The 16,760-nt window shown below is 59.9% G+C and carries 12 protein-coding genes; 7 read left to right on the forward strand and 5 right to left on the reverse strand.

Translation table 11 applies throughout. The features are described 5' to 3' along the window. Positions 1-7 precede the first annotated feature (7 nt). On the reverse strand, positions 8-811 hold the full coding sequence (locus ACQY7U_RS23255; RefSeq protein ID WP_428650027.1) for a dimethylarginine dimethylaminohydrolase family protein: 804 nt from the start codon (positions 809-811) through the stop codon (positions 8-10). Between the two features lie 12 nt (positions 812-823). On the opposite strand from ACQY7U_RS23255, the gene ACQY7U_RS23260 reads away from it, so the two are divergent. Then, positions 824-1,273 (forward strand): GNAT family N-acetyltransferase, encoded by a 450-nt coding sequence (locus tag ACQY7U_RS23260; RefSeq protein WP_428650030.1) that lies wholly within the window; start codon positions 824-826, stop codon positions 1,271-1,273. 15 nt (positions 1,274-1,288) lie between these two features. Here the strand turns inward: ACQY7U_RS23260 and ACQY7U_RS23265 are convergent, their stop codons facing one another. Continuing rightward, entirely contained in the window at positions 1,289-2,317 is a 1,029-nt protein-coding gene (locus ACQY7U_RS23265; protein ID WP_428650231.1) for an asparaginase, read from the reverse strand. Positions 2,318-2,351: 34 nt separating this feature from the next. Continuing rightward, positions 2,352-3,530 carry an aminotransferase gene (locus ACQY7U_RS23270; protein ID WP_428650033.1) on the reverse strand — a complete coding sequence of 393 codons (1,179 nt, stop codon included), beginning with the start codon at positions 3,528-3,530 and terminating at the stop codon, positions 2,352-2,354. A gap of 177 nt (positions 3,531-3,707) precedes the next feature. On the opposite strand from ACQY7U_RS23270, the gene ACQY7U_RS23275 reads away from it, so the two are divergent. Beyond that, a complete protein-coding gene (locus ACQY7U_RS23275) occupies positions 3,708-5,498 on the forward strand; it encodes an SPFH domain-containing protein (protein ID WP_428650035.1) in 1,791 nt (596 codons plus the stop codon). Positions 5,499-5,587: 89 nt separating this feature from the next. Here the strand turns inward: ACQY7U_RS23275 and ACQY7U_RS23280 are convergent, their stop codons facing one another. After that, the gene (locus tag ACQY7U_RS23280; RefSeq protein ID WP_428650038.1) at positions 5,588-6,376 is read right to left on the reverse strand and encodes a hypothetical protein; all 789 of its coding nucleotides are present in this window, start codon (positions 6,374-6,376) and stop codon (positions 5,588-5,590) included. A 295-nt stretch (positions 6,377-6,671) separates the two neighbouring features. Next, the gene (locus ACQY7U_RS23285; protein ID WP_428650041.1) at positions 6,672-7,346 is read right to left on the reverse strand and encodes a substrate-binding periplasmic protein; all 675 of its coding nucleotides are present in this window, start codon (positions 7,344-7,346) and stop codon (positions 6,672-6,674) included. 460 nt (positions 7,347-7,806) lie between these two features. Here ACQY7U_RS23285 and ACQY7U_RS23290 point away from each other — a divergent pair, with 460 nt between their 5' ends. From ACQY7U_RS23290 to ACQY7U_RS23310, 5 genes are all read left to right on the forward strand, one after another. Further along, complete coding sequence (locus tag ACQY7U_RS23290) at positions 7,807-9,396, forward strand: SulP family inorganic anion transporter (protein WP_428650044.1); 1,590 nt, start codon at positions 7,807-7,809, stop codon at positions 9,394-9,396. A 201-nt stretch (positions 9,397-9,597) separates the two neighbouring features. Continuing rightward, complete coding sequence (locus ACQY7U_RS23295; protein ID WP_428650047.1) at positions 9,598-11,412, forward strand: adenylate/guanylate cyclase domain-containing protein; 1,815 nt, start codon at positions 9,598-9,600, stop codon at positions 11,410-11,412. Positions 11,413-11,636: 224 nt separating this feature from the next. Next, entirely contained in the window at positions 11,637-12,416 is a 780-nt protein-coding gene (locus ACQY7U_RS23300) for a hypothetical protein (RefSeq protein ID WP_428650050.1), read from the forward strand. Positions 12,417-12,430: 14 nt separating this feature from the next. Then, positions 12,431-14,416, forward strand: a complete 1,986-nt coding sequence (locus ACQY7U_RS23305; protein WP_428650053.1) for a caspase family protein — start codon at positions 12,431-12,433, stop codon at positions 14,414-14,416. Between the two features lie 92 nt (positions 14,417-14,508). After that, positions 14,509-16,701, forward strand: a complete 2,193-nt coding sequence (locus tag ACQY7U_RS23310) for a hypothetical protein (protein ID WP_428650055.1) — start codon at positions 14,509-14,511, stop codon at positions 16,699-16,701. Positions 16,702-16,760: the final 59 nt, after the last annotated feature.

Genomic DNA, 16,760 nt, shown 5'->3' on the forward strand with positions numbered 1-16,760 from the left:
GTCTTTGTTACGCCGCGGGAGCGAACCGCAGGGACAGGCAAGACAGCCCGCCGTCGACCTTCCGCGCCTCATGGGTCGGCACCACGACGGTCTTGAAGCCCGCGGCCTCGATGGCTGCCAGCGTCTTCGGATAGCCTTCCGGCACCAGAACGACATCGTTCACCCGGATGACATTGGCCGCATAATCTTCGCCTTCCGGCACCACCACCAGGGGCCGCTCGCCGAAGAAGCCACTGTCGGCCATTACTTTCGTCGCCAGGATCACGCCGTCGCCGAGCGTGGAACAGGCGGTCTTGAAATGCAGCACGCCTTCCGGCGTTTCGCAGATTTCCGCGTTGTAGCCCCAGTCCCCGAGAACCTGAGCGAAGGCTTCGGCGCCATCCCTGTCGGTACGCGCGGACAGGCCGATCAGAATGACATCGTCCAGCATCAGGACATCGCCGCCGTCTACATGCCCATTGCCGGGAAGTTCGACAACCTTGCCGAAGACCTTGTCCAGCGCCGGGCGAATTTCCCTGCCCTCGCCTTCGCGGCTGTCGGTGCCTGGCCGAAGCTGGATCGCCCCTTCCGGCAGGCAGAAGGCGGGATCCTCGACAAAGCAGCTGTCCGGAAAGGCTTCCAGCGCCGGCAGAACCTCGACGGTGAGACCTGCCTCTTGAAGAGCCTTCACGTAAAGCTCATGTTCTTCCCGGAACTTTGCACCGCTCGGATCTCCGGTATCCACCGCCCGGATGCCACCGGCAACGCTATCGGCGGGCGTTCTCGTGATCGCGTGTGTGAAACGGAAAGACAGACCTTTGTGGTGCGCCATGGTGGAACTCCAATGAAAACGACAAGCGACCAACCAGCCATCCGCCGTGCGGAAATGCAAGATGCCGCTGCCGTGAAATCCTGTATCGACCGCGCCTATGCACCGGTAAAATCGAAGATCGACGACCTGCCCGACGTCTCGGCAGGCGTGGAAGAGGACATTGCCTCGAACGTTGTGTTTGTCGCCGAGACCGGAGCCGGGATTGCCGGCTGCGCCATTCTGGGCCTCGCCAGCGGCTCGGCTCATCTTTCAAACGTCGCCGTCGATCCTGCCTTCAAGGGCCTAGGCTTGGGCAAGGCGCTTATCGGGACTGCCGAAACCCATGCCAGGAACAACGGCGCCAGGGAAATCCACCTGGCGACTCACATCCGCATGCCGGAAAACGTTGGCCTTTACACTCATCTCGGCTGGCATGAAACTTCAAGAAACGGCAACAAGATCCTTATGAAAAAGAAACTTTGACCTTTTCAAGAGCTCTTACCCTAGTTGCTCTTTCAGGAGCGATACAAAGTCGCTCTGCGGCTTCACCTGCCCGGCCTCGACGCCACGCCGGGTCAGGATCGGCGGGTTGACAAGGCTGTCCAGCAGCCTGGCTTCGTCGTCGTTGAGCTCCAGCATTGCTTCCAGCACCGTTGCCATCATCACCTCGGAGGCACGGGTCGCACCGTCGTCGCATTTGAGGGCGACACCGAAGCCGAGCTCCGGAATGGAAGCGCAGAAGACCCCTTCCGCGCCCGTCTTGACAAACACCCTTCCCCGGAAGCCTTCCATCACCCTGGTGCAGAACCGGCCGGCGCCGGCGACCATGTAGGGTTCGTTGATGCAGGCGTCAAAGATCCTCTCGGCAGATTCCGCCCGCAGCGGCTCCAGCCCGTCGCCGGTTCCGAAGCGGGCGAAGGCCGTCGCGAAGCTTTGCAGCGGTGACGCATAGGTCGGAATGGAACAGCCGTCGGTACCGCAGACATCCTCCGACAGCGTGTCGCCGGTCAATTGCTCCATCACCAGGCGAACTTCGCGCTGCACCGGATGGCCGGCCTCGACATAACCACGGGTATCGACGCCCATCACCTTGGCAAGACCCAGGAACCCGGCATGCTTGCCCGAACAGTTGTTGTGGAGACCGCAAGGCGTCTCGTCCGCCAGAATCAGTTTGGCCGCATCCTCCATGCGATTGGGCCACTGCGGACCGCATTCCAGGTCGTCTTCACTCAGCCCCGCTTTCAGCAGCATCACCCGGGCAGCATTGGCGTGGATTTCCTCGCCGTTGTGAGACGCACAGGCAAGGGACAGTTCCGCGTCGGTGAGGTCGAGCGCGTCGGCGGCACCCGATTCCACCAGCGGCAGGGCCTGTAGCGCCTTGATGGCAGATCTCGGAAAGACTCGCATGTCGACATTGCCGATGCTGCAGACGAGTTTTCCGGACGTGTCGGCAATCGCCACGCTGCCGCGATGGCGGCTCTCGGTCACGGCGCCACGGGTGACGTCCACCAGAACCGGGTTGTCCATGTCGTTTCTCATTTCCGTTGAGTGTCCTGTCAGGCTATGCGGATTCGGCCCGCTCGGCAGTCAAAAAAGCGGACAGACGCGCCCGCGCCTCGTCGATGACAGCGTCCTGTTTGCAGAAGCAGAAGCGGATGTAGCCGGTCGGCGCGTCCGCACCGTAAAACGCCGAAACGGGAACGGCGGCGACCCCGGCCTCCTTGACCAGGGTCTCGCAAGCTTCGACATCGGTCTCGCCAAGACCGAGCCCGTCAATTCCGCAAGTCAGGAAATAGGTCGCCGCGCAGGGCAGAACCGAAAAGCCGAGACCTTCCAGCCCCCTTGCCATCCTGTCGCGTTTTGCCGTCAGGTCCTGCACCAGGCCATCGTAGTAGTCGTTCCCCTTCTTCAGGCCATAGGCAACCGCCTTCTGCAGGTTCGGAGGCGTGGTAAAGGTCACCCACTGGTGGGCCTTGGCAATCGGATCCATGAGATGCGCCGGACCTGTGACATAACCGACCTTCCAGCCTGTGAGCGAAAATGTCTTGCCGGCCGATCCGATCCTGACGCTGCGCTCGCGCATGCCCTCGAAGGTCATCAGCGGCCGGTGAACCTTGCCGTCGAAAACGAGATGCTCGTATACCTCGTCGCAGATCGCATAGGCATCATGCCGGACGCAAAGATCGGCGATGAACTGCAGCTCATCCTCCGAAAACACCTTCGCTGTCGGGTTCATCGGATTGTTGAGGAGGATCGCCTTTGTCTTGTCCGAAAAGGCATCCGCCAGCGCCTCCCTGTCCAGAGCCCACTGCGGCGGTGTGACCCGCACTCGCACCGGAATGCCCCCGGCGCGCCTGACGAGCGGCAGGTAGCAGTCGTAAAGCGGCTCGATCAGCACCACTTCGTCGCCGGGCGAAATCAGCGAAAGAATGCAGTCGGCCAGCGCCTCGGTCGCCCCGGATGTCACCAGCACCTCGGTCTGAGGATCGACATCAAGACCGTAGAAGCGCAAGTTTGCTTCAGCGACCGCCTCGCGAAGCTCCGGCAAACCGAGCATTGGCGGATACTGGTTCGGCCCATCGATCAAGGCTTCCGCCGCAACCTTGCGGATATCTTCCGGCCCGTCCACGTCCGGAAACCCCTGCCCCAGGTTCACCGCGTAATGCGCTTTCGCCAGACGCGACATGGTTTCGAAAACGGTGGTGTCGATGCCGGTAAAAACCGGATTGGTCGGTTTCATTGTCTCTCCCGCGAGCTTTTTGCGAGTTCTAATCCTCCTCTTCCGGTCCGTCGAGCATTTTCCACTTCCGCGGCGGCGGCCGGGGAACCGGACACCATGCGTTTTTGCAGAACCTTCGTTTGACTCTCTCCGCCCGTGAAGTTCTGATGTTTTCAGGACTATCCGGGAGGGCAGACCATGATCGGCGTAATCATCGGAATTGTGGCAATCGCTTTGGGTGTCAGCATTATCCTGCGGCGCACGGGGGCGCCCGTCGGCAGTCACCGCATCGTGCGGGTTTTCGGCAGCAGGATCATGGGAATCTTCCTGACCGTGGTCGGCGTCTTCCTGCTGCTGTCCACTTCCTTCATTTTTGTCGATGCCAATTATGTCGGCCATCTGAAGCGCATCTACGCCTTCAAGGAACTTCCCCAGGGGCGGATACTGGCACTGGATGGCGAAAAAGGCCCGCAGGCGCAGATCCTCGGTCCCGGTTTCCATTTCATTCCGCTTGTCCGCGTTCTTTATGATTTCGAAGAATGGGAAATCGTAACCATTCCGGAAGGCTACTACGGCCAGCTGACCACTCTCGACGGCCAGGCGATGCCCTCCGGCATGTTCATGGCGCCCTCCATTCCGGACGACCGGGTGGCGGACATGCTGAATGCGGACAGTTTCCTGACCAAGGGCGGCTTGCGCGGCCCACAGGAAACCGTTCTCAAGCCCGGTCAATACCGGCTCAACCGCTATCTTTTCGACGTGACCCTGAACGAAAACACCAATGCCACCATCATCCCCGCCGGGCACGTCGGCGTGGTCAAATCGAATGTCAGCCAGCCCGGCATCAACTGCGTCGAGGAGGAGGTCTCCGCCTCCAACGTCTCCCGAGAGGCATTGACGGTCCCGCTGGTGCCGCGCGGCTGTGTCGGCATCTGGAAGGAACCGCTGTTTCCAGGCGCCTACTACCTCAACCGGCAGGCCTATGAGGTGACCCTCGTCGACACGCGGGTCCAGACCTGGGAATACAAGGGTGGCTACACCAAGCGTATTATCGACCTGTCCGTGGACCAGCAGGGCAACATCCAGCAAAACGAACGGTCCGTTCAGGAGAAAATCCCCGATGATGCGGCCGACCGGGCGGTCTATGTGAAAGTCGAGGGCTGGGACATCCCTCTGGAACTCAGGGCCCTGGTCCAGGTCGACCCGGACAACGCCCCCGTGGTTGTCGGCTCTGTCGGCGGGCTTGAGGAAATCGAGAACCGGATCCTGACCCCGGCCATCCGGTCCATCGTCAGGAATGTCGCCGGAGCCTCGATCCGGGTTCCGGACAAGAACCCCGACGGAACGCTGGTTCAACCGGCTAGTTTCACCGTGCGCCCGACCCGCGTGCTGGACCTCATCGAAAACCGCGATGCCCTTGAGCAGACCATCGAGCAGCAGATCAAGGTGGAAGGCAACAAGGCCGGTGTCGACATTCGCGAAATCAGACTCGGCGAACCGGCCATTCCGCCTGAGTTGCTGGTCTCGCGCCTCCGCGTCCAGCTGGCCGACCAGCTTTCCATCGCCTATGAACGGGAAACGGACGCCCAGCAGAAGCGCATCGAAACCGAACAGGCCCGCTCCACCGCCGATGAACAGCCCCGGCTCGTCGAAGCCCAGATCGCCGTGCAGGTGGCCAACCAGCGCGAGCAGGAACGCGCGGCTCTCGGGCGCGCGGAACGTCAGTACCTGGAAGAGTTGGCGCGCGGCCAGCGGGCGCAGGTCGACGTACTCGGCCAGGACAGGGTTGCCCTTTTGCAGGCGCTCGAGAAGCTTCTGAATTCCCTGGAACGCAAGCCCGAACTCGTCGGACTTGTCGGCAAGCTGGTCCCCAACACCGTTGTCGGCGGCGACACCGGCTTTGCAGGCGCCGCTGCCCTCCTCGGCGCCAGCCTCGGCGGAATCCAGGGGCAATCCGGGTCGCAAGGCCGGACAACAGGCGGTCAGTAACAAGGCCCTTCAGGACAAACCGTGGCGGGCACTCCCCGCTACGGTTCATCCGCATGCTGTGTCGCCTCTTTCCCCCGGGCCTGTTTTCCTCAAACCTGTTCAAGAGCACCTGTCGGGTAGAAGGCGGGCAGAGACGATTGCCAGTCAGGCCGGACAGGCCTTTCTGGTCTCCGCTCCAACCGGGATTGTTTCTTGCCGGTTGAGAAATCGATATCCGGGTCAACCATCAGGCGCCTCAGAACCGCTTCGATCCTGGGCACGAGATCTGCATGCCGTTCGTGCAGCAGGTGATAGAAGGCAACCTCGCGCAAGGACGGCAACAGCGGAAAAACACCCTTCAACTCCGCGTCCCGGATGATCCGGCGGCCGGTTTCTTCCCCCACGATGACAAGATCGATCCGGTCATGGTGCAGCATCTCGAACAATTGCTCGGGCGTATCCGCCTCCCAGATTTCTGCAAACCCGACGGCGGCTTCGCTCGCGAATCTGGCACCTGCAACGTGTCCCACCCGCAGATGCTTGAGTTCAGCCAGCGCCTTTCCTCTGAGAGGCTGCTTGTTCGTATAGGCGAATATGCGCGCAACGACCAAGGGAACATCGACCCGTATGAGCGTCTGATATTTGTCGGCGACACTGCTTACGCGGACCAGTTCACCGTCGGTCACGCCGGAGGCGGAATCCAGAAGCGCCCTCTGCGGATTTTCGACAACCGTTTCAATCCGTATTCCCAGTTCCGCATAGGCTCTGACAAGGATCTTCCTGGCAATAGGTGTCAAGTTCGGCGCTTCGAAAGCCGAGAAACGAAGTTGCTGCTGCGCGGATGCGCCGGCAACAGAAAGCATAAGTGCGAGAAGAGCACAGACGGTAAGCCGGCCCATCTTTTCCTCTTCAGTCAATTCGGCGCACAGAATTTATAGAAATCACAGCCTTGCCGAGAAAAACTTGGAATCACATCGCAATAGTAGAAGCAACTTTACGTAAAGTTAACCCCGTTTCGCAACCAATCGGCCAAAATGCACGGCGATAACGGGGAATTGAATTTCGTGGACCATCGGAGGAAGCAACTTGAACGGCTCTTGGGAACGGAGAAGTGCCCGTGACGCAGCCACAAGGCAACGCCTCCAGCGAGAAACGTGAAGTTGAAGCCGGAATTGCAAGTCCACGCGCTTGGTGTCAGGTCTGGGCGCCGTAATACTCGCGGGCGATCCTGTCCACGAACCCCTCGTCAACGAGTTCCTTGACGATCCTGTTCAAGGTTTCGACTTGCTTTGACCAAGGCGATTTCTTTGAAATGCCGAGGTAAAGATCGACGGAATTTCCCGGGTTATATGGCGTTTTTTCGATCTTGGACGTGAGCCCTTGCCGCTTGATGAAATAATCGACCTGGCAGTCCGTGCCAATCATGACACTGATGTGCTGCTTGATCAGCATGTCGATCAGGGCGTCTTCCTGCGCAACGCCGACCTTTGTCAACGTTTCGTCCTTGTCGAAGCGTTCAAAATAGGCCGAATGCAGGACAAACCCGATTTCCCGATCTGCGAGATCTTCGTAGGTTTTGATGGAACCTGCTTCGCCGTTGAGCATGTAGAAGGCCGTCGTGCACTTGAAATAGGGCGTTTGCGTATAGGTGATGTATTTGGCCCGCTCGTCCCGGTATGCCAACCCCGTCATGACATCGACGGCGCCACTTTGCATGGAGGTCAGTCCACGTCCCCAGGGCATCTTGACGACCTGCAGGTCCGCCTTCGCCCTGCGGGCGATTTCATCGATCAGATCGAGATCCAACCCCACAAGCGCGCCCTTTTGGGTGATCCGGAACGGAGGCCAGTCATCGGTGGCCAGGACCATTTCTCCGGCATCCGCCGTGGGAGCGGCCAGAAAAAGGGCAGGAAGCAGGACGAGGAGCCTGAAGCGAGCATAAAACACAACAACAACCCCAAATTAAGAAGAGACTGAAAGTTGCTACACGCAAGCATCAAATAGTATCATGTTTTCATAATCAATATCGTCACTTTTCCCAAGAAACGAAGTTGATTGAATACGTTATTTTATTTCGTAAATCTCGCTCCCGAGCGCAACTTTGAGCTGAAAATATTTCTTTACTTCACGCACGCCCCCGGACGCAGCCTGAAGAATCAATCACGAATGACTGATTTCTTTCGGAATTCGCATGGCTGCCATCCGGTACACGGCTTGCTGCATTGCAAAAAATACTTTAGAAACCCAGCAAATTGATCCAGGTCAAACAGCCGGTCCGGGCAGACGTGGCGCTGACCGTTGCAACTCAATACAAATTCTGGAGCTTGACTTGTCTGCAAGAGCCGCGGCCTCTGCGCCTGCAAAATCGATTAAACTGGATGCCTCGCGCATCAAGACGGAGCTTCTGGCCGGTTTGACCGTTGCTCTGGCCCTCGTGCCGGAAGCTGTCGCTTTTGCCTTTGTTGCCGGTGTCAACCCGCTGGTCGGCCTTTACGCCGCCTTCTTTGTCGGACTGATCACCGCCTGCATCGGTGGCCGGCCCGGCATGATCTCAGGCGCGACCGGGGCACTTGCGGTCGTCATGGTGACACTGGTTGCGCGCCACGGTGTAGAATATCTCTTTGCAACAGTCGTGCTGATGGGGCTGATCCAGATCGGTGTCGGTCTTCTGAAATGGGGCAAGTTCATCAGAATGGTCCCTCACCCGGTCATGCTGGGTTTCGTGAACGGTCTGGCTATCGTGATTTTCATGGCCCAGCTCGGCCAGTTCAAGGTGCCGGACGGAGCCGGCGGTCTCACCTGGATGAGCGGGTCCCAGCTTTACCTGATGCTGGGCCTTGTCGCCGTCACCATGGCCGTTATCTGGTTCCTGCCGAGAATCACCCGCGCTTTCCCGGCGCCGCTGGCCGGTATTCTCGTCGTCACGGCCCTGGTGCTCGGCTTTGACCTCGACACGCGTTCCGTCGGCGATCTGGCGTCCATTTCCGGCGGCCTGCCCGCCTTTCACATTCCCATGGTGCCCCTGACCTGGGAAACCCTGGAAATCATCCTTCCGTACGCGATCATCCTGTCGGCGATCGGCCTGATCGAATCTCTTTTGACGCTCAATCTTGTGGCCGACCTTACCAACACCAAGGGGGGCGCCTCCAAGGAATGCATCGCCCAGGGTACGGCCAACGTCGTCACCGGCTTCTTCGGCGGCATGGGCGGCTGCGCCATGATCGGCCAGTCGATGATCAACGTGAAATCCGGCGCACGCACGCGCATCTCGGGCATCGCCGCTGCCCTGTTCCTGCTCTCCTTTATCGTGGTCGCATCCGGGTTGATCGAGCAGATCCCCGTCGCCGCCCTGGTCGGTGTCATGTTCATGGTGGTGATCGGCACCTTTGCCTGGGCCAGCCTGAAGATCGTACACAAGATCCCGCTTACCGACGCCCTTGTCATGGTGGTGGTCACCTGCGTGACCGTCTATTCAGACCTTGCGGTCGCGGTCGTCGTCGGCGTGATCATCTCCGCGCTTGCCTATGCCTGGAACGCGGCCAGCCGCATCAACGCCCGTATCGGAACCAGCAAGGAAGGCTGGAAGGTTTACCGGCTTTCCGGCCCCCTGTTCTTCGGGTCCACAACCGGCTTCACCGACCTGTTCGACCCGCAGAGCGATCCGGAGGATGTTGTGGTCGACTTCATCGACAGCCGGGTTGTCGACCACTCCGGCCTGGAGGCCATCGATGCGCTCGCCTCCAAATACGAGGCTGCCGGCAAGCGGCTTCATCTGCGCCACCTTTCTCCGGACTGCACCAGGCTCCTCGCCAAGGCCGGAAACCTTGTCGAAGTCTCGGTCCTGGAAGACCCGGACTACGAAATTGCCGTCGACTACGGCCACACATTCGAGGAAGCGGAGCCGGAAAAGACGGCTTGAGGTCAGCGGCCCCTCGGGCCACAACCGGAATCAGGCTTTCAGGAAGTCCCGCAAGGCGATTGATCTTGCGGGACTTTTTTTGAACCGCCTTGCCGTCCTCGTCCGGCTCGCCGGACATCCTGACGAGATACGGATTGCTTTGCTCTCAATCGGTGAACCCGTTATTGGTAATTTGACCGATTCAGATATTCAGGCAGGAACGTGTCCCTCAGACGGCGCCTTCACATCACGCCAACGCTGACAACAGTGATCGGCGGTTTCGTCTTCGTGACTGCCGCACTGGTGCTGCTCGTGCAGGCCTCCACGTCCGAGAAGATCGTTCGCAAGCTGGGCGGGTCCCTGATCAATGTCGGCATGCAGTCGCTCGACCGGGCCTTCAGCTCACAGATCGAGGCCGTGGAGGAAGCCGGAAAATACACCGCTTCTGCCTTGCAAAGCGGCAGCATCCTGATGCGGCATCCGCAGGAGGTCGCCGACTATCTCTACGGCATGCTTGCGCCGCTCGAATTTGTTTCCTTCGTCATCATCGCGGACAAAAACGGGAATTTTGTCCAGATCAACAGGTCAACGGACAACAGCATTCTGATTCCGCAGTTCGTTCCCGTGACCGACAACACCCACCTGCTGACCGGCCTGATTGCGGAAACAGCCGGCAAGACGGATGCCTTCTGGATCGGCCCGGACTACTATCCCCAGCGTCAGCACACATACATCGCCCACGTGCAGCCGGTTGCCACCGGCGGAATATACGAAGGCCTCGTCATCGTGGCGATGTCGATGGAACGTCTTTCCGAAATCACACGCGAGATCTCCACGGACCTGGTGAAGGTCTTCATCATCAATCCGGAGAGCCACGAACTGATCGCCCACCCCCAGCTTGAGGAGGTGTTCGACCAGTTGTCCCCCACCTCCCCCCTGATCGGGTTGGAACACGTTCCGGACGATTTTTTGAAAACCCTCAAGGAAACCAGCATTGTCGAGGAAGATGGCTATGGCCTCGCGAGCGGAATGGAGCTGCGGGCCGGTTTCGATTCTCTCGGCAAGAAACGGTTTATCGTCCTGCAGGGTCCCGAATTCGGCCCGACAGGATTGCCGATCTCCATCGGCGCGCATTTTCCGGGAAAGATTCTGGAGCAGCCTCTGGAACAGCTCACCGATGCTGTCCTCATCGCCCTTGCCCTGCTCGGCCTGTCTCTTGTCGGCGCCGGTCTGCTGGCTTACCGGATAGGACAACCCATCCGCAGGGCTGCCATGGGCGCGCGGGCGGTTGCCAACCTCGATCTGGACAAGGTCAAGCTTTTGCCGCCAAGCTTCGTGCGCGAACTCGACGACCTGGCAAGCGGGTTCAATTCCATGGTCGGTGGCCTGACCGCTTTCAGCAGATATGTTCCAAAGACGCTGGTGCAGAAGCTTCTGCGTGAAGGCCGGGCCGAGGCGCCACCCGAAGAACGGGACGTGGCTGTGCTTTTCACCGACATCGCCGGCTTCACCTCCGCTTCCGAAGGCATGTCGGCGACGGAAACCGCCGCCTTCGTCAACCGGCACCTTTCGATACTTGGAGCGGAAATCACCCGGCAGGGCGGGACGATCGACAAATACATCGGCGACAGCGTCATGGCCTTCTGGGGCGCACCGGAACGCCTGGAAAACCCGGCAGAGCCGGCCGCGCGCGCCGCCCTTGGAATGGCGAAGGCCATCCACGAAGACAACAAGCTGCGCACAGCCCGGGCAGTGGCGCCCGTACGCGTCAGGATAGGCCTCCACATGGGCCCGCTCGTCGTTGGCGATATCGGCGCGCCGGAGCGCGTCAATTACACGGTCATCGGCGACACCGTGAATGCGGCCTCCCGGCTGGAGAGCCTCGGCAAGGAAATCGATGCCAACGCCGAAGTGATCATACTCGCCTCCAGCGAGATCGGAGAAAGACTGCCCCCCGACATCCGCCGGAAGTCTATCGGCGTCCACTCGGTCAAGGGCCGCAAGGAACAGTTGGAGGTGGTTCGGCTGGAGACCTGACATCCGGCGCGCCCGACGCTGTGCCAAACTGGCTTCCAGCCGCTTTTTCCGGCCCCGAAATCACTCCACTCCAAAAGGGCGGACACTGTAAAAATCGCGGATCACGACGCCCTGGCTCACGCAAGTGCCACTTCTGCTAATTTGTGGACTACGGCAAAAAATGCTATATGGTTCAAAGCGAAACACTCCCTTAACTCCCTGTTTTTTATGTTTTACGGTGTCTTATGGCCAAAGTTACCAAACGTAAGCTTTTGAATTTGTTTTCATACCTGGCATCATTGATGATTGCCTGGCTTACAGGAGCTACGAGCATCGCACGAGATTCCGGCCAGGAAGTGACCTCTCCGGTCGAAAGCAGCTCTTGGCAATATTCCCGAAGCGGCCTCAAATCCACGACAAGCTATCTTTTGCCTCTCGACGAATCCCTGGACCCGTCCAGTTCCTCAGCCGTCCTGGAACGCGCCCAGGCAGACGACGCGATTGTGGTCGCCTCCTACGGTGGAGAGTCGCCAAGTGCGACGAAAGGCTCGGGCAAACCCATCATCGAACTGAACCCGTTCGTCCCGAGGACCTATGGAGAGCTCGTCTTTACCGCTCCGCAGGAACGCCGGTTTCTCCAGCAGTTCCTCAACAGCAAGGCAGGCGTCGTAAAACAAGCGAACAACTGTGAACGCAGGGTCAAGAAGGGTGTCAGCCCCTACATCTGCTATGCCGAGGTACTGGATCAACTGGAGCGCCGTCTGGCCCGGGAGGCCGACCGCGGCAGCACGGTCGCCAAGCAGGCGCTTCCGGTCGTTCGCCAGATGGCTGAGGAAGTCCGCAATGCCCAGAGCGGTCAGGCGGCGATCGCAGCGGTGCAAAGAGGCATCGGCAAGGTCCAGCAGATCAGTCTTGTCCGCTCACAGGACACGGTAATCGTGAACCTTCAGCAGCAACAACGCGCCGTGCTCGCAGAAACCCTGCAGGCCGTGGAAATCAGCCTCGCGAAATCTGTATCGATTTGAGTGGATTGCAATACGTGAGCAACTGGCTGAGAGACGAACAAGGCCGACTGCGGGAAGGTCTGCTTTTCCTGGTGGGCCTTTTTGCCGTCTGTCTTGTCCTTGTTCCCGGCAATGCACCTGCGCAAGGGCTTTCGTCCGGAGCGCGAATGGCGCTTGTCATCGGCAACTCCGACTACAATTTCCAGAAACTTCCCAATGCTCGCAACGACGCGGAGAGCATTGCAGCGACATTGCAAACGCTCAAATTTGACGTCCGGCTCGTGCTGGACGCGACGCGGGAGACATTTCGACAAGAGCTGGAAACATTCTCGGCCGAGACCGTCCAGAACAACGCCAGTGCCGTACTCGTCTATTATGCCGGGCACGGCGTCCAGTTGCAGGGGAAGAATTATCTCATACCTGTCGACGCAGACATCGAGGGCGTCGAAACCCTCGTCAGCGAAAGCCTTCATTTCGACGACCTGCTGAAGAAAGTGGGAAGCAGTGAGGCCTTCAAGATGGTGTTTCTGGATGCCTGCCAGAACAATCCGTTTCACGAGCAGATCGACAACCTTCAGGCCGGCCTTGCACCGCCACCTGACGTCAGCGGGTTCCTGATCGGCTTTGCAACGCAGCCGGGCAAGGTGGCCTTCGACGGTGCCGGCAACAACAGCCCCTATGCGACCGCACTGCTGTCGAATTTACGCACGCCCGGCAAGGAAGTCCTGTCCGTGCTGGCGAAAGTCAATCAGAACGTGCGCAAGGAAACGGGCGGCGCCCAGGTTCCCTATGTCCAGTTCTCGGTCAAACCCGAATTTTTCTTCAACCCCGGCGCCGAACCGGACGGGGATCTGGAAAGACGGATGTGGAAGCTGGCCGCCCGGCAGATGGATCCGCAACTCCTTACCCTCTATCTTCAACGCTATCCGGAGGGACGTTTTGTCAGCGAGGCAAAAACCCTGCTCAGGCGGCATGAACAGGATCCCGAAGGAGCACTCGCGGATTTGCCCGTCAACCTTGCCAGCCTGGAAGAGGAAATCTGGTCGAGCGCGCTGGATGCCCGCAACCGTCCGCTGCTCGAATATTACATCGAGCGCTTCCCGAACGGCCGGAACGTGGAACAGGCGCACAAACTCGTCACGCAAATGGTTCCCGACAACCCGGACAGCCTGACCTCGGCGGAGCTTTGCAGGAAATTTGCCACACACCCCAATGATTCCACCGTGATCTATCAGGGCGTGTCACTCAACCGTTTGGCCAAGAATGCGGGTGCGGCGGTCAACGCCTGCGAAAAGGCGGTCGCGAAATTTCCGGAAGACGCGCATTACCAGGCGCTGCTCGCCCGCGCCTATGCGGCCAACGGAAAGACCGACGAAGCCGTCGAGCTTTACAGGAAGGCGGCAGCGGCCGGAGACACGCGGGCGCTCGTCAGCCTTGGTCTACTTTACGAGCTTGGCCAGGGCCTGCCCAAGAACCTTGAAAAGGCCAGAGAACTTTTCGAACAGGCCTATGCTCACGGCAGTGCCGACGGAGCGATCAACCTGGCCGTTTCGCTCTATTCCGGCGCCGGGGGGCAGCGCGACGTCCCGCGCGCGATCACCTTGCTGGAATTCGCGTCCTCGGAAGGCGCGGCCCGGGCAACCTACAATCTCGGCGTCTTCGCCAAGGAAGGCATCTACGAAACCCCCGAAAGCGCGGTCGGCTTCTTCGAGCGCGCCGCCCGGCAGGGCTATGCGGAAGGAGCGCTTGCCGCCGCCGCCATTTATGACGAAGGATTTCATACCGAGAAGTCGCCTGCCAAGGCGTCCGACCTGTTGCTGTCGGCCCTGACCGCCGACAGCGGCGAGACCCTGGCCAAGGTCACGGGCGAGGCACGCAGCTGGTCGAAGGACACGATTACCGAGCTCCAGTCCAGAATGAAGACGGCGGGTTACTATGACGGCGCCCTGGACGGCCTTCCTGGACCGCGCTTCAGTCGCGGTCTGGAACAATGGCGTCTCTACGGCGGCTCTCCTTCCTGAACCTTGCATCCACGATCTGAATTTGTTCTTCTTTTCCGTGGCCTTACCCGGCATTATGGAGCCAGCCCCGTTCAGGACCCGCGGATCGAACCATGGAATTTGATGTCCTTTACCTCGCCGATCTGCGCTTTCCCGGCGGTACGTCTACCTCACTTCGGTACGATCTGCGCGCCTGCCGGACGGCCGGGCTGAAGGCCGGAATCATTCCCGTATCCTCGCCGATATTTGCCAGAAACCGTGTTCTCAACCAGACCCTGCTTGCGGAAATCCGGGCGACCGGAACCGTAATCGTGCCGCGCGATGAACGGCCGAAAGCGAAAATCGCGCTGCTCAATCATCCCTCCATTCTGGAAAACAGCGTCCGGACCCGGACCGGTTTCGACGCAGAAACCTGCTGCATGGTCGTTCATCAGCCGACCCGGAACCGCAGGGGACAACCCTACTACAAGGCAGACCAATGGCCGGATCTGGCCGCCGACTGGTTCGGACATGACTTGCATCTGTTGCCTGTCAGCAATGTCGTTCGAAATGATCTGGTCGCCAACGGCCTGTCGGCCATGCTCCACGAAGCCAACTGGCCGAACCTGATCGATCCGTCCGATTTCCCGCAAAAGCCTCCCCGGGAAGCAGGATTGCCGCTGGTCATCGGCCGTCACAGCCGCCCCAGCCTGGACAAATGGCCGTCTCCGGAGATCGCTCTCTCGTGTTATCCGGAATCACCGGTCTATTCCTTCCGCATGCTGGGAGCGCCGCAGGAGTATCTCGACCAATTCGAAACGCTTCCCTGGAACTGGCATGTCCTGCCATTTTCGCACGAACCCGTTTCCGGCTTCCTCCAGGGTCTCGACATCTACAGCTACTTTCATTCCGACACCTGGATTGAGGCCTTCGGTTATAGCGTGCTCGAAGCCCTGGCTACCGGACTGCCCTGCGTTGTTCCCCATGGCATGGAAGAGATCTATGCCGACGCCTGCTTTTATGCCGATCCCACCCAGGCACCACAGGTCTACGAGCGCCTGCGGTCCAACCGCTCCTTGATGGAAAAGGCGTCCCAAAGAGCCCGCGCGCACGTGGAGGCCCGCTTCGGGCTCGACGGTTTCAAGACGAAATTCGGCGCGGTTGCCGGAAGACCGGGCCCGCTGCGCCGGAAGCGCGCCGGCAGCCCGGCACCGGCAAAAACCTCCGCCCCGGTTGTTCTGACGGTCACATCCAACGGTATCGGGCTCGGACATCTGTCCCGCCAGCTTGCCATCGCAAAAGCGCTCGGGCCAAGGGTCAATGTCGTCTTCTTCTCACTTTCGGAAGCCATCGAAATCGCCCGTTCGATGGGTTACGCCGCGGAGTACCGGCCATTCCACCGAAAACTGCAGGCGGATATCGAGGCGTGGAACGCCTATTTCTTCCAGGAACTGCGCGAGGCCCTGGGCCATTACAATCCCGCACTGACCCTGTTTGATGGCAATCTCCCCTATGGAGGCCTGGTGGACGCGCTCGAATCCTACGGGAAGTGCACCACGGCCTGGATCCGGCGGGGCCTCTGGCGAACACCGCAACCCCAAAGCATCGCCCGCGAACGGGTTTTCGATGCCGTCTTCGAACCCGGCGAACTTTGTGAAGCTCTCGACCCCGGCTATTCGCGACCCGACCCGGACGGCGTCGCCCGGGTCAATCCCGTGCTGATGACGCAACCCCGACACCTCTTTAGCCGGAACACCGCCAGGCGCGCACTCGATCTGCCGGAAGACGCCACGCTCTGCCTCGTCCAGCTTGGCTCGGAAGCCAATTTCGATATGTCGCTGCCCAGACAGCTGTTGCTGGAATTCCTTGAACGACACCCGCATGTCATAGCGGTCGAAGTCCGCTCCCCCCTGCATGCCGGCAATTCCGCGGGTCTGCACGAGCGTCTGATCATGCGGAAGATGTATCCGCTCGGACAGGCCCTGAAGGCATTCGACTTCGCGGTCTGCGCCGCCGGTTACAACACGTTTCATGAAAACATCGCAGCCGGGCTGCCGTCGCTTTTCGTTCCCAACAGCGCTCCGGAAATGGATGTTCAGGAAGCACGGGCGGACTATGGTGCCCGTTCGGGCTGGAGCCTCACCTGTTCTGCGGACGACCCCTTCGCCTTTGAAACGGCCCTGGAACAGATGCTCGATCCGGACCTTCGGCAGGACCTGTCAGCAGCCTGTCTGCGCAAGACCGGCTGCTGGGACGGCGCCTGGCAGATTGCCCGGCAACTGCAGGTCCTGGCGCAGCTGCCAGAAAACCTGTTGCCGGAACACTGACGGGGTCGAATTTGGTAACTCGGGTCCTTGCTGTTTACTGACTTGCGGCGGCGCTGATG

The sequence above is a fragment of the Roseibium sp. genome, assembly GCF_050301095.1.
Lineage (GTDB): Bacteria > Pseudomonadota > Alphaproteobacteria > Rhizobiales > Stappiaceae > Roseibium.

What these genes read in the sequence shown, in the direction of transcription:
- ACQY7U_RS23255 (WP_428650027.1), bottom strand. Translation starts at nt 811, where the DNA reads ATGGCGCACCACAAAGGTCTGTCTTTCCGTTTCACACACGCGATCACG.
- ACQY7U_RS23260 (WP_428650030.1), top strand. Translation starts at nt 824, where the DNA reads ATGAAAACGACAAGCGACCAACCAGCCATCCGCCGTGCGGAAATGCAA.
- ACQY7U_RS23265 (WP_428650231.1), bottom strand. Translation starts at nt 2,317, where the DNA reads ATGGACAACCCGGTTCTGGTGGACGTCACCCGTGGCGCCGTGACCGAG.
- ACQY7U_RS23270 (WP_428650033.1), bottom strand. Translation starts at nt 3,530, where the DNA reads ATGAAACCGACCAATCCGGTTTTTACCGGCATCGACACCACCGTTTTC.
- ACQY7U_RS23275 (WP_428650035.1), top strand. Translation starts at nt 3,708, where the DNA reads ATGATCGGCGTAATCATCGGAATTGTGGCAATCGCTTTGGGTGTCAGC.
- ACQY7U_RS23280 (WP_428650038.1), bottom strand. Translation starts at nt 6,376, where the DNA reads ATGGGCCGGCTTACCGTCTGTGCTCTTCTCGCACTTATGCTTTCTGTT.
- ACQY7U_RS23285 (WP_428650041.1), bottom strand. Translation starts at nt 7,346, where the DNA reads ATGGTCCTGGCCACCGATGACTGGCCTCCGTTCCGGATCACCCAAAAG.
- ACQY7U_RS23300 (WP_428650050.1), top strand. Translation starts at nt 11,637, where the DNA reads ATGGCCAAAGTTACCAAACGTAAGCTTTTGAATTTGTTTTCATACCTG.
- ACQY7U_RS23310 (WP_428650055.1), top strand. Translation starts at nt 14,509, where the DNA reads ATGGAATTTGATGTCCTTTACCTCGCCGATCTGCGCTTTCCCGGCGGT.